12 protein-coding genes, 1 tRNA gene and 1 pseudogene are annotated in these 13,290 nt (G+C 58.7%); 6 read left to right on the top strand and 8 right to left on the bottom strand.

Features of this window, described 5'->3' with window-relative positions:
* Nucleotides 1-86: 86 nt before the first annotated feature.
* The gene (locus tag EK373_RS34555; protein ID WP_157994630.1) at nt 87-476 is read right to left on the bottom strand and encodes a DedA family protein; all 390 of its coding nucleotides are present in this window, start codon (nt 474-476) and stop codon (nt 87-89) included.
* A gap of 160 nt (nt 477-636) precedes the next feature.
* Here EK373_RS34555 and EK373_RS31655 point away from each other — a divergent pair, with 160 nt between their 5' ends.
* Nucleotides 637-2,181 carry a serine hydrolase gene (locus tag EK373_RS31655; protein ID WP_232831411.1) on the top strand — a complete coding sequence of 515 codons (1,545 nt, stop codon included), beginning with the start codon at nt 637-639 and terminating at the stop codon, nt 2,179-2,181.
* 119 nt (nt 2,182-2,300) lie between these two features.
* Here EK373_RS31655 and EK373_RS31650 read toward each other — a convergent pair whose 3' ends face one another.
* Nucleotides 2,301-3,065: a S1 family peptidase gene (locus EK373_RS31650; protein WP_129649364.1), complete on the bottom strand. Its 765-nt coding sequence runs from the start codon at nt 3,063-3,065 to the stop codon at nt 2,301-2,303.
* 563 nt (nt 3,066-3,628) lie between these two features.
* Between EK373_RS31650 and EK373_RS31645 the strand changes: the two genes are divergently transcribed.
* Both EK373_RS31645 and EK373_RS31640 read left to right on the top strand, forming a co-directional pair.
* Nucleotides 3,629-4,564 (top strand): PEP-CTERM sorting domain-containing protein, encoded by a 936-nt coding sequence (locus EK373_RS31645; protein ID WP_129649363.1) that lies wholly within the window; start codon nt 3,629-3,631, stop codon nt 4,562-4,564.
* 22 nt (nt 4,565-4,586) lie between these two features.
* A complete protein-coding gene (locus EK373_RS31640) occupies nt 4,587-5,348 on the top strand; it encodes a PEP-CTERM sorting domain-containing protein (RefSeq protein WP_157994629.1) in 762 nt (253 codons plus the stop codon).
* Nucleotides 5,349-5,571: 223 nt separating this feature from the next.
* Here the strand turns inward: EK373_RS31640 and EK373_RS31635 are convergent, their stop codons facing one another.
* The gene (locus EK373_RS31635; RefSeq protein WP_129649361.1) at nt 5,572-6,480 is read right to left on the bottom strand and encodes a class I SAM-dependent methyltransferase; all 909 of its coding nucleotides are present in this window, start codon (nt 6,478-6,480) and stop codon (nt 5,572-5,574) included.
* Between the two features lie 267 nt (nt 6,481-6,747).
* Between EK373_RS31635 and EK373_RS33900 the strand changes: the two genes are divergently transcribed.
* The gene (locus EK373_RS33900; RefSeq protein WP_232831409.1) at nt 6,748-7,443 is read left to right on the top strand and encodes a hypothetical protein; all 696 of its coding nucleotides are present in this window, start codon (nt 6,748-6,750) and stop codon (nt 7,441-7,443) included.
* Here EK373_RS33900 and EK373_RS34485 read toward each other — a convergent pair.
* Nucleotides 7,423-7,752 carry an Ig-like domain-containing protein gene (locus tag EK373_RS34485; protein WP_407676232.1) on the bottom strand — a complete coding sequence of 110 codons (330 nt, stop codon included), beginning with the start codon at nt 7,750-7,752 and terminating at the stop codon, nt 7,423-7,425. The genes EK373_RS33900 and EK373_RS34485 overlap by 21 nt on opposite strands.
* Before the next feature lie 187 nt (nt 7,753-7,939).
* Nucleotides 7,940-8,818 (bottom strand): annotated as a pseudogene (locus tag EK373_RS34480) (Ig-like domain-containing protein); the annotation flags it as partial.
* 252 nt (nt 8,819-9,070) lie between these two features.
* Between EK373_RS34480 and EK373_RS31625 the strand changes: the two are divergent.
* Nucleotides 9,071-9,991, top strand: a complete 921-nt coding sequence (locus tag EK373_RS31625; protein WP_129649359.1) for a PEP-CTERM sorting domain-containing protein — start codon at nt 9,071-9,073, stop codon at nt 9,989-9,991.
* A 95-nt stretch (nt 9,992-10,086) separates the two neighbouring features.
* Here EK373_RS31625 and EK373_RS31620 read toward each other — a convergent pair.
* Nucleotides 10,087-10,162: transfer RNA gene (locus EK373_RS31620), tRNA-Arg, on the bottom strand.
* A gap of 32 nt (nt 10,163-10,194) precedes the next feature.
* A complete protein-coding gene (locus tag EK373_RS31615) occupies nt 10,195-10,500 on the bottom strand; it encodes a hypothetical protein (RefSeq protein ID WP_232831407.1) in 306 nt (101 codons plus the stop codon).
* A gap of 92 nt (nt 10,501-10,592) precedes the next feature.
* On the opposite strand from EK373_RS31615, the gene EK373_RS31610 reads away from it, so the two are divergent.
* Complete coding sequence (locus EK373_RS31610) at nt 10,593-12,254, top strand: response regulator (protein ID WP_129649358.1); 1,662 nt, start codon at nt 10,593-10,595, stop codon at nt 12,252-12,254.
* Here EK373_RS31610 and mgrA read toward each other — a convergent pair.
* A complete protein-coding gene (mgrA, locus tag EK373_RS31605) occupies nt 12,251-13,270 on the bottom strand; it encodes an L-glyceraldehyde 3-phosphate reductase (RefSeq protein WP_129649357.1) in 1,020 nt (339 codons plus the stop codon). The two genes, EK373_RS31610 and mgrA, sit on opposite strands and share 4 nt — an antisense overlap.
* Nucleotides 13,271-13,290: the final 20 nt, after the last annotated feature.

Below are 13,290 nucleotides of genomic sequence, written 5' to 3'. Positions count from 1 at the left end.
AAGGAGAAGCTCAAGGCCGGGTTGATTCGCTCAGAGGAACCCACCACCACGATTAACTGAGGACCGGGCGGGTGGGTGAGGAATTCTCAATGACCGCAGATGGGGAAATTTGAATGACCGTTGACAATTCCGCTCATGCCGATCGCCATGGGCAGCGCGATGCGCAAGCCCCACATGAAGCGCATGCCGAGAACGATCAAGGTGCCGCGTTGCTCAACGAGCCGTAACGCTACGTCGATCTTGGCGCGCAGCTTGGGCCGGCGCATCAGAATTCGAGCTCCGTACCGGCGACCCAATTGAAAGTAGATCTGGTCGCTGACCACGCCCGCGACGAACGCTGTGACGATCACCCAGGGCAGTTCCAGGTAACCTCGATGAGCCGCGAATCCGCCGAGGAGCAGCATGCTTTCGCCTTCGGCCAGGGAGCCGACGAACACAGCCAGATAGCCGTACTGTTGAAGCAAGCTCGATAGCATCGTAGGGTTGCCGACAGGTTTTTGCCGAGGTTTTCGTGTGCAGCTATGATGCACGAAAACAGACCGAGGGACTCCCATGGACTGGACGGCGTTTCGGAGCGCGATCGCGGCGACGGCCTTGCTCTTGTCGGCAGTCTCACATGCGCAGGAAACCCAGCGCATGGATCAGATCGTACAGCATCTGGTCGATCGCAAGCAGTTCATGGGCACGGTACTCGTGGCGCGTGCCGACCAGATCGTGTTCCATAAGTCATACGGCAGTGCGAACCTCGAGTGGGACATCGCGAACACGTCGACGACGAAGTACCGCATCGGATCGATCACCAAGCAATTCACGAGCGCCAGCATTTTGCTGCTGGAGGAGCGCGGCAAACTGAAGCTGGACGATCCCATCAAGAAACATTTTGGCGAGGCGCCCGCTGCGTGGGACAGCGTAACGCTCGAGCATCTGCTGACGCATACGTCTGGCATTCCGAATTTCACCAGTTTCCCCGAGTTCGACAAACTCAAGCAGTTCCCAACCCCGGTGACGGAGCTCATGGGCCTGTTCAAGGACAAGCCGCTCGAGTTCGCCCCGGGCGAGAAGATGGCGTACTCGAACTCGGGCTATGTGCTGCTGGGTTACGTCATCGAAAAGGCTTCCGGCATGTCGTATGCCGACTTCGTTCAAGCCAACATCTTTACGCCGCTCGGCATGAAGGACTCGGGCTACGACTCGAATGCGCCGATCATCGCTCGCAGAGCGGCTGGATACACGCGCAGCGGCGAGTCGATGGTCAATGCCGATTTCGTCCACATGAGCATCCCGCATGCTGCAGGCGGGCTGTATTCGACGACCGAGGATCTGCTGCGTTGGCAACGCCAGCTATACGGCGGCAAGCTGCTGTCGGCGGCATCGCTGGCGAAAATGACCACGCCTTTCAAGAACGATTATGCGCTCGGCCTCGCCGTGCACACCGGCAAGCGCAAGATGTACAGCCATGGCGGTGGCATCGAAGGCTTCAACACACTTCTGGCCTATTACCCGGACACCCAAGTGTCCGTGGTGGCGCTCGCCAACTTGAACGGCAACGCGCCGGCGGAAATCGCCGCGAAGCTCGGCTCTCTGGCGCATGGCGATGCGGTCGTACTGAGTCACGAGCGCAAGGAAATCACTGTCCCACGGCGAGTGCTCGAAAGATACGTCGGCACTTATGCCTTGTCCCCGCAGCTGAACGTCATGGTGACGCTCGAGGGCGATCAACTCATGACGCAGGTATCCGGCCAGCAACGTGTGCCGACCTTTGCGGAGTCGCAAACACGCTTCTTTCTCAAAGTCGTCGACGCACAGTGGGAGTTCGTGGAAACCGATGGCAAGGTCACGCACGTCATCCTCTATCAGGGAGGACGCGAGATCAGGGCGAAGCGCACTAGCGATACGGTTGCGGTGAAGCGGGAGATTCCCCTGCCCGTCAGCGCGCTGAAAAAATTTGTGGGGACCTATCAGCTCCGTCCCGGTTTCGACCTGGTCATCAAGCTCGAAGGTGAGCAACTCATCCTGCACCCGACGGGACAAGGCACCGATCGTCTATACGCCGAAACCGCGGACACCTTCTTCAGCAAGGTCGTCGACGCGACGATTCAGTTCCATGGCAACCCTCAGGGCGAGATCACGCATCTGACGCTGAATCAGGGGCAGTTCAAAGGCGATGCCCACAGAAAGTGAGTCGAGAATCGCGCCCCATCCAAGAATCATGAGATTTTTTTGCATGCACCAATGTGTACGCAGCTCCCACATACCTCTGCAGGAACCCCGCCCGATATCCGCATACAGCCACCCGCCGCCTACTTGGAGTCCATGTCCCTAAATACTTCGGCAGCGTTGCCGAACATCAGCATGAAATGGCTATACATGAACGGCACGCAGAAGCCGATAGCGCCCATTTCGCTTGCCTTGCCAAATGGCTTGTGCCCGCCCCAGTGGATACCTAGAACCTTCCCTCTGTCTGAAAAAACAGGTGCGCCGCTCAGCGTTTGCGCTGTGAGGTAGGAAGCCAGGAACCCGGTTGCATGAGATCCTGGAACAAAGTTTGATGGGCTTACGCCCGATATAAACCCGTACTGGAAGGTGGGGCCGACCCTCTCGACGTCTGTGCCGCCAAAAAGTAACCGCGCCCCCGAGGGGTACCCGCAGACAGCAACCGGCCTGCCGACTACAAGGTCACCCTCGTCTGCAGGTCTTAATGGTGGGTAGTCTACTGCCCTATCGAGCCTCAGCAGCGAGATGTCTGCTGAGCTCCTAATATCGAAGGCGTCAATCTTCGATCCCGATATCGTGGCCATGTAAGTGGTGGGCACCATATCGAATCCAGGAACTCCATCAGGACTCAATGTGGCAAACGCCGCCATGCGGCGGTAACCGACAACACCCTCCTTGTGAAGTTCGGCCGAGACATGGCCCGCGGTGACGATCGTTCTTGAGCCGATTAGAAAACCGGTACCGACGATGCCTAAGTTTTGAAGCGAAATCGATCGCTCATTGTCTGGAGAAACAACCACAATTGCACACGTTCCAGCCTGTACGAGGGCCAGTATTTGCGGGTTAAACATGGTGTAGAGCCCCTGTTGTTGTAGTGTTCTCTTTGCATCCTGCCCTCAAATCACCCCCCCCCCGCAAGCAACTCTGAAGCAAGCAAAGACGCGATTCTCCGACCTGCGGCGCAGCCAATTAGAATATTCGTTCCGCATCATCAGAAGCACTGAAACGAGTGCTCGCACGAGAACGACAAAGCACGCGAGGTCCTGCACAACTCGACCGACTCATTTCCAAACAACTTTGTATCTACCTGCCTGATGATCCTCCAAGATCTCGATTTTCCCTCCGACGGGTCCGTCTATTAGCAAATTTCCTTCGTTCACTACGTCCGTAACCGTCGTGGGCCCTCCGGCGTGGTCGTACTCAGACGCAGTGCGTGGGCTTTGGCGTCACGCATCCTTGAGCTTGCGTCGGCACTCGAAGTAGGGCCCTAGTATCACTTGCTCGATCACTTTCCTGTCGGGTCTCTTAACAGCACCTGCTACACAACACTGATTGTTTGCCTCCATCTCACTGAGAAGATGCATTTGCATTTGAATTGCGTCATTATTCCGTCCATCGGCGGGATCAGTTTCACATGATTACAAAACTAAAACGAACCGCAAGCCCACTTCTCCTTTGCATCGCGACCTCCAGTGCATCGGCGACAGTCATCACATACGATGATGGCGCTACACACAATCTCACCGGGCCACTGATTGCTGATATTAAACTCGCCAGTCCCGACACCCATCTGGTGATCGGTCCTGGCGGCACATTGATCGGCAACGTTGAGGGCCAAGGTCGATTGACCGTGGCCGGCGGCACGCTCGCAGGAACGACCAACTACTCTGGCCACGTGGTGATCGTCGAATCAGGCACGGTTACTGGCGCGATCACTGGGTGGGCCGGCCACGCTGATGAGCGAGTAGCTGAAGTTCAGATCCACGGCGGCAACGTTTTGGGCGGCGTATTCACGGACAACCAGGAGATTCTAATAACAGGCGGCTATGTCGGTGGCTGGGGTGCCGATTGGATCTTTACTGATTTCACAATGACCGGCGGCATCGTAGATGGTGGGTTGTACAGCGACGCTGCCTGGGAGATAGCCATCACCGGCGGGATCATAACGGGCAACATGTTCTTCGACGACTATAACGATACGTGGAACTCTCGAGTTATTACGGGCGGTACCTTCACGGCGGCGAACATGTATGCGTCTTCACCGTTGCTGAGTCTCTACACGAATCTGGACATCTTCGGTGGCCAATTCGCCCAGAATGAGTTTCATGTCGGTGATGAGGGTGCTCTCAATATCTACGGACGCAATTTCCGCTTCACCGATGGCCTTCTTAGCGGGTATCTGACAGACGGGAATTGGCTCAGTCAACGCATAGTCGTTACGGGGACGGGTGCTTTGAACATCCATGACGTGCCTGAACCATCTGTGATAGCCCTGTTTGCGTTCGGTCTATTCGGAGTTGCGATCGTGCGGCGCAAGATGCCGCGCGTGATCCGGCCGACTCATGTCTAACACGGTAGCTTCTGGGGGATATATGCGCGCTCTAATCTTTCTAAGCTTGATTCTGCCTATCGCTACGCCCGCCAAGATGATCACGATAGAGCCAGACAAGTACGCCCCTGGGACGAACCTTTCTGATATCTCCCCCTACGCAGCGCTCAGACTCGTTAACGGAGACGAAGTTATCTCCCGCAGTGTGGTTACAGGCGGCTGGGAAGTCTCCGGGGGTAGTTGGGAAATGCTCTCTACGGGGCCGCTCCGTGCCAACGTTTTTGGATACGGGTCCACCGTTGGCTTTCATGAATGGATGGCGCCAACGATCGACAATCAGCCTTCTGAATTCGATACCTATGGTAAGTGGACATCTGAAATTGGCTATGGCGGTGCGTTCACAGTAACGTTCAATCGTCCTGTGGACTACGTGAGTATTCTCATGGCGGAGGGTGATTGGGATGGTGGAGACGCAGGCGGCATTACTCAGGATCCAGCGCACTGGTTTTTCTACGACTGGAATGACGACCTAATTCACTACGAGTATTTCGGATGGGAAGACAGCGTGATCGCTTACAACGGCATCTACTATCCCGATGCTCTGCCTGCTTTTCCCGTGTATCGAAGTGAGTACAGGAACGCGAATATCCATCGCGTAGTTATCGGCGGCGAAAGTGAGCCCGCGATGATCGACCGTTTGCGCTTCAGGGTTGTAGAGGTTCCGGAACCGAGCACGCTATGGCTGTTCATGGCGGGCGCTGCATTCCTGTGGCGCTCAAGGCGAAAGGCACAGCCAGCGCTTTAAATGCATACGGCGGCTGTGCAAAGTGTCAGAGGACGCGCGGCTCCTAAATGAAGCATTGAAGGCCGATAGGAAAAGTGAATGAACCAGCGATTCCGGCTCGGGCTCCTCGATCAGGTCCATGGCAACAGCGCGAGATCACGCACCTGGCGCTGAACTCCGAGGCAGTTCAAGGTGATGCGCAGAGATAGTGAGCATCACCAGCACCGCAATGGCGCGTTTCTCGTTACGCGGCCGCCTTCTTCCTGAACTTCAACGTCATGCGATCGCTCTCGCCGATGGCTTCCATCTTGGCCTTGAGCTCGGGATCGTTCTGGCTGGTGGCGAGCGTCGGTGGCAACCGCCACACGAAGTCCTTCTCCGTGGGCTGATCTTTCGGATTGGCGTTGATCTCGCTCGCTTCCACCAGTTCGAACCCTGCCTTCTCGAACGCGGCGACCACCGCTGACTGCTTCACATAGCCCTGATCGCCCTTGGCCCACGCATCCGAGGCCGCCTCGGGCGCGCGATGCGCCTCCACACCGACGATGCCGCCCGGCTTCAGCATCTTGTTCATATCCGCGAGCGCCTTGGTCATCCACTGGCCCTTGTCTTCCATTCGCATCCAGTGATGGACGGCGCGGCTGACCAGGATCACATCGGCTGTACCAGCGAGATCATCCGGAATCTCACTGAAATGAACCGCAACGACGGCTGCATCATCGGCCCCGCGCTTCGCTTCCATCTTGCTGGTGAACTCCGCAGCCCACTTGGCCTTCTCCTCGGGTTTGGGCGAGTAGTCCCCAAACAGCTGCCACATTTCCTTGGAATAGTCGGCGGCGATGACCTTGCCCTGCGGACCGAGATAGTCCGCCAGGATGCCCGCGAACCAAACGTCTCCAGGCAGGGTGTCGACGACCGTCATGCCGGGCTTCACCTCGAAGAACTCCAACATTTCCTTCGGATGACGAGCCGCATAACGCGCCTTGTCCGCATCGGACTGAGCCGCGAGCACTGCGTCCAATTGCTCGCTGGGCGAAGCCTGTTGTGCCGTTGGCTCGGCCGGCGGCGCCGTGGTCGCTGCAGGCGGCGGTGATTCTTTTGAACAGGCGAACAGACCGAAGGATGCCAGGCAGACGATTAGAGTCTTGTTCATTGCTGCACCTTGCGAGTGAACGGCGCCGCACTATATCAAATTTATATGGCGGCAACGTGTCGTGCCTACATGGCTTCAAGCGTCTGAGCATTAGCTGCCACAACTGATCGTTGAATGTAAGCAGCACGGCGATACCAACTTTCTTGGGTTTCGTTTACAACCACTCAAGACCCGTCCCTGCAATCCTGTAAGTCGCTCGGAAGAAGGCAGCATGGGCTACCCCACAACGCGCGACGGTCTCTATTCAAAATTGACCGGGAACTCATCATGGCTTCTTTGGCGGCTTTTATCCCTGGACCAGTACGCACACCTCTGCGCAAGCTCAGAAAGGCGGTCATCGAGCAGAAAAAGCGGAGTACTTTTCGCAGCGCGATGCGGAAGTTCCAAAGAACGCAGGACACACGTGCAATTCCCAAGCTGATCTATGGCTGGGGAAATGCGCAGTGGTCGGCTCTCGACGAATACCTGATTGCGTGTGCTCGCGCCGCACGCGACGCTGAAGGCGACATCCTGGAATGCGGCTCTGGATTGACCACACTGCTACTTGGGGTAGTGGCTCAAAGCAAAGGCGTCCGCGTCTGCACGCTCGAGCATTCCGAGCCGTGGGCTCAGCGCGTTCGCGCCTGCCTCGAACGATATGAGATTGAAAGCGTATCGATCTTCTGCAGCCCACTGAAAACATACAACGGCTTTCAATGGTACGACCCGCCACATGAGGCATCCCTCCCGAGCCGATTCGCGCTAACCATCTGCGACGGCCCGCCGACGAGCACGACAATGGGCGGACGCTACGGGCTGCTGCCCGTTATGGGAGATCGGCTGAAAGGAAGCACGATATTGCTCGACGACGCTCAGCGACCGGAGGAGCAGGAGGTCGCGCGACGCTGGAGCGCCGAATTTGGCGGGAGCTACCGCCAGGTCGGCATCGAGAAACCTTACTTTTCAATGGCAATACCGGCGTGATCGGACCCTGCGACGGCTGACGGCAACGAGGAACCCGAGCAGCACAAGCTCCGCCGCACCGATCGCACCACCTCCGCCTCCTCCGCCACCTCCAGAGCGCGACGCGGTCACTTGAACCGAGACCGTAGCGGCGTTCGATGTCGTACCCAAGTTGTCTCGCACGGAATATTGGAAGCTGTCGGAACCGGAATAGCCGGCAGTCGGTGCATAGGTCACCGATCCGTTGGAGACGGCGGCGGTTCCATGTGCGGGGCCATTGACGATCGTGATCGATGCGTTGTCCAGCGTGCCCCCCCTCGCTCCTGTCATTGGTCAGGACATTGATCGTGACGCTTTGATTGGCCTGAACACTGGAGGCGTCGTTCGTTGCAATGGGTGCCGGCTGGACACTCAAACTGACGGTAGCAACGTTGGACACGCTTCCCAGATTATCTGTAACGCAGTACTGGAACGCGTCGACACCCGCGTAGCCTGCAGCAGGCGCATAGACGACCTGACCGTTTGTAACGACGGCGGTGCCGTGCAGAGGCTGGACCGCGATCGTTATCGATGCAGCCTCAAGCGTGCCGCTGCTTGTATCGTTGGCTAGCACATCGAGTGTGACGGACTGACCCGCAGCGAGCGTTCTCAAGTCGTTGGTAGCAACCGGTGCAGGTTGGACGGCGATGTTGACAACGGCCCGCTGAGATCGGGCACCGAGGCTGTCGCGCACTGTGTACGCGAACACGTCCAAGCCTGCATATCCCGATGCCGCGGCATAGGTTACCGAACCGCTCGCGTTCACCGTCGCGGTCCCGTGCTGCGGAGTCTCGGTGATTTTAAGTGAGCTGACATCCAGCGTCTGACCCGACGCTGCGGTGTCATTGGCCAGCACATCGATCTGCAGCCCCGTATTGATCGCAACGACAACAGAGTCGTTCTGCGCGATCGGATCCTGAGCAAGAACAGTCGGATAGTACGCGCCATAGTTCGAGGCCCCGTCTACCACAAGGACAACAGGTGCTGCGTTGGCAACGAGCGTGCCGACGTCAACGCCTCGTCCATAGCCGCTCAAGGAGGTCGCGGGACTATCGACGGGACTGGTGTTAGCGAATGGATTTGTCGCGCCGCTGTGGAGATAGATCGAACCCACCGCCGGGTTTTCCGGGGCCGGATTGGCGTTCCACCCTGGCGCTGAGCAGGAGAACAACAGATCGGGGCGAGCGTCACCGTTCACATCTCCGACCGCTATGTCGAGACAGCCGCGGCCGAGATTGCCGCTGGGCTGGAGCGCTTCAGAACTCGCGAACGGCTCGGCGGACGAGGCCGTGTTCAGGAACACGCTTTGCGTCCCCGATGCGAGTCCCGTGTCGGAAATCGACGTGATCAGGTCCATCCTGCCATCTTGATTGACGTCCGCCACTGCAATCGCCATGACCGATCGACCCGCGAGCAACTGCAGCGGCGTAACGTTGCCGAAAAATGTAATCGCACGCGGCCTCCAACGAGACGAACGTTTGCAGCTCGGCGTGTCGATGCGATTTACATAAGGAAACGTTACACCCAGCTAAATCACTTTGAAAATGCAGAAAATCGCCGGTGGCACACTTGTTGCTGCGCCTCTCTCGGTCCTTAAGGAGGAGACATTGTGCACACTAAAACCATAGCTGTTTCGGCCTGCCTCGCACTCATCGCATCGTTTGAGGCATCGGGCGCATTCGTAACTTATGAAGCCGGCCAGGTTTATAAAGTTACAAGTCCAGTTGTCGCCGAAGAGATCAGGCTCGATGGAGAGTTGCGGATCAAACCCGGTGGCACCGTGATCGGCACCATCACTGAGGGTGATGGTCATCTCGTCGTCGACGGAGGCACGCTGGTCGGTGGCACGTTCTGGTGGAATGGCACCACCACGGTCAAATCTGGGACCGTGACTGGACAGCTGACCGGTTATGCTAGTCACGGCAACATGCTAGTTCCTGACATCGCCATCTCGGGCGGATCAGTGCTCGGCGGCATCTCGGTCGACAATCAGTTTGTTGAGATCTCAGGAGGCTACGTTGGTAACAAGGTCGAATGGATATTCGCTGACTTCGCTATGACAGACGGCGTTGTAGACGGACGACTCTGGAGCGACGCGGCCTGGAACGTATCCATCTCGGGTGGACTGGTCACAGGAAGTATGTACCTGGGAGACTACAACGAAACTGGGGGAGACAGGTCCATTACTGGAGGCACGTTTACTGGCACGAACCTGCCGGGTGACACGCCTTTGCTGAGCTTGTACACCAGTCTAAACATCTTTGGCGGAAGTTTTGCAACCAACACCTTCCTGATTGGGGAGTTTGGGCAACTCAACATTTTCGGCACCGGGTTTAGCTACACCGATGGAATCCTTTCTGGACTGCTAAGAGACGGTAGCCAGTTCAGCCAAAGAATCGTGCTGGAGAATGGTGGCAAGCTCAACATTGTCGATGTGCCGGAGCCATCAACGTTAGGCTTGTTCGGAATCTCTCTTCTGGGACTGGCCTTAGGAAGTCGCGGGCGCGCATCGCAGGCAGCACGTCTTTAGGAGCGACATCGCAATCTTCGCTCACCTCCCCCGTCGGCCATCGATCCCAAGATCGGGCCGACGGTGGGGTGATTGGATGTTGTTGGACCGAGAGTTGGTGCGCCCGGCAGGAGTTGAACCTGCGACCTACCGCTTAGGAGGCGGTCGCTCTATCCACTGAGCTACGGGCGCAACGGGCGGCATTCTAGCAGCTCGACGCGATTTCATGTCCCCGCCGGCTCATTCTTCTTCGCCCCCCGAAGGTTCAGGACGAACAGGCCGACCTGCAGGACGATCAGGGCCAGGGCCTGCTCGTGCCAGCCCCAGATGATCCACAGCACGTTGCTCGCGATGAACGTCCAGAAACCCCAGTTGCGGCGGGCTTTGGACTGGGACGCGACCAGCCACGCGGCCACCAGAGTGACGACCATCGCGGGCCATTGCAGCAGCGACAACGCATCCATGAACACCTCGGATCGACCATTCGGCAGGGATTGCCAGCGATCGAAGCAATCGATCGCGCGCCCCATGAGTTCCGGCGCGGGGGCGATGCGGCTGTCGGGAAAGCACGTGCTTTGCTAGATTGCCCGCTTTGTCGGCGGGACAGCTTCCACTCGAACCCATGCTCGTAAGACGTATCCGCAAGTGGTACGAAGCCACGCAATTCCTCCGCGAGCACAGCTGGCTCGGCTATGCCTTTGCCCTGCTGACCAGCATCGGCGCCATGTATGTACGGGTGCTGCTCAGTGGCGTGCTCCAAGGCTTTCCGTTCATCACGTTCTTCGTCGCCATCGTGCTCACGGCGTTTATTTTCGGCTGGCGGGCCGGCGCCCTGGCCGGCGTGATCGGCGCGGTCATCTCGGGATACTTTTTGCTGCCGCCGGGCTGGGCCCTGACTGGCAATGGACTGTCGAACTGGATCGGCATGGGCTTCTACGTCGCCCTGGTCAGCGTGATCCTGTTGTTGACCGCTGCCATGCACCGCGGCTTTGCCGAATATGCCCAAGACGACCGACTGCGCCGTCAGCTGAATGACCTGCTCGAAATCCGGGTTGCCGAGCGCACCGCCGAGCTGGAGGCTGCGAATCAGAAACTGCGCGACGAGGCTCAATCGCGGGCGGCCGCCGAAGCGCTCGTCAGGCAGATGCAGAAGATGGAAGTGGTCGGCCAGCTCACCGGCGGCATCGCGCACGACTTCAACAACATGCTCGCCATCATCATCGGATCGCTCGACATGGCGAAGAAATACTTTCAGCGCGATCCGGTCAAAGCGTCGCGATCCATCGACCATGCGCTGGAAGGCGCCACGCGCGCCGCGGAGCTGACAGCCCGGCTCCTGGCGTTCTCGCGCCAGCAACCGCTCGATCCCCGCGTCGTGGACGCAAATAAACTGGTGAGCGGCATGTCGGAGCTGCTGACACGAACGCTCGGCGGCAACGTGCGCATGGAAACGGTGCTCGCCGGTGGGCTGTGGCGCATGTTCGCCGATCCGCCGCAACTCGAGAGCGCCATTCTCAATCTGTGCGTAAACGGTCGCGACGCCATGCCCGAGGGCGGCAAGATCACGCTGGAAACGATGAACGCGCACCTGGACGACGTCTACGCCGCGGAGCATGCCGAGGTGCGGCCCGGTCAGTACGTGGCGATCGCCGTCACGGACACCGGCATGGGAATGAGTGCCGAGGTGCTGTCGCGCGCCTTCGATCCTTTCTTCACGACCAAGAAGCCCGGCCAGGGCACGGGCCTCGGGTTGTCGCAGGTGTACGGCTTCGCGAAACAATCCGGCGGCCACGTGAAAATGTATTCGGAAGTCGGCCAGGGCACGACGGTGAAGCTCTACCTCCCTCGCTACGTCGGCGAGGACGAGCCGGTTCAACACGCGTTGCCCACGGATCGTCAGCTCCAGGGGACGTCGTCAGAAGTGATTATCGTGGTCGAAGATGAAGACCGCGTGCGCCGGATGTCAGTGCAACTGCTGCGTGACTTGGGCTACACGGTTATCGAGGCGGCCGATGCAAAGCAGGCGCTCACGATGCTGGAAACCGACGACGTGGCGTTCGATCTTTTGTTCACGGACGTGGTGATGCCGGACATGAACGGCAAGCAACTCGCGGATCGCGTCCGAGAGCTGCGACCGGGCGCCAGGGTGCTCTACACCACCGGCTACACGCGCAATGCCGTCATTCACAACGGCATGCTCGACCGCGATGTCTCGTTCCTGCCGAAGCCCTTCACGATCCAGCAGCTCGCGGCGAAGATCCGCCAGGTGTTGGATCAGAACTAGCTCACCGGCCCTGGAGCGATGCGGTCGATGGCCGCCAGCTCTTCCTTCGTGAAGCTCAGGTGCTTCAGCGCGCCGAGATTCTCTCGCACCTGTGCCACGCTGCTCGCGCCGATGATCGCAGACGTCATGCGCGGATCGCGCAGAACCCACGCAATCGCCAACTGTGCAAGCGACTGGCCGCGTGCCTGAGCAATTTCGTTGAGCGCTGCCGCCTTCTTGACGACCACATCAGACACCTGCTCCGGCCGCAGGAAGCGAGTGCCACGTCCCACGCGTGAGTCCGCGGGGATGCCCTGCAGATAGCGGTTCGTCAGCAAGCCTTGCTGGAGCGGCGAGAAACAGATCATGCCCGCGCCGACCTTCTCGACCGCCTCGAACAAGCCCGCCTCGATCTCTCGTTTGAAAATGCTGTACGAGGGCTGATGGATCAGCAGCGGAATATTCCAGCGCCGTAACGCTGCTTCCATCTCGAGCGTCTGCTGGGGCGAATACGCGGAGATGCCGACGTAGAGCGCCTTGCCCTGTTGCACGGCTGTAGCAAGCGCCGAAGCGGTTTCCTCGAGCGGCGTCTCTGGATCGAAACGATGCGAATAAAAAATATCGACGTAATCGAGCCCCATGCGCCGCAGACTCTGATCGAGGCTGGCGAGCACATACTTACGTGAGCCGCCGCCCTGCCCGTACGGCCCTGGCCACATATCCCACCCAGCTTTGGTGGAGATGATCAGCTCGTCGCGATGCGCCTGAAAATCTTCCTTGAGGATGCGGCCGAAGTTGGTCTCGGCGCTGCCGTACGGCGTGCCGTAGTTGTTCGCAAGATCGAAGTGAGTGATGCCGAGATCGAACGAGGCACGCAGAATCTCGCGCTGGCGCTCGAGGGGCGTGTTGTCGCCGAAGTTGTGCCACAGCCCGAGCGACAGCGGCGGCAGCTTCAGGCCGCTGCGACCGACTGGGCGATACGGGACTCGATCATATCGATCGCTGGCTGCGAGGTAAGCGGTGGCGGGCTGTGTCATGTCCGCCATCGTAGCAGTTA

It is taken from the genome of Peristeroidobacter agariperforans, from assembly GCF_004138335.1.
Lineage (GTDB): Bacteria > Pseudomonadota > Gammaproteobacteria > Steroidobacterales > Steroidobacteraceae > Steroidobacter > Steroidobacter agariperforans.
Note: the sequence above shows the minus strand (reverse complement) of the source record. Positions and strands in the feature narration are given on the sequence as shown.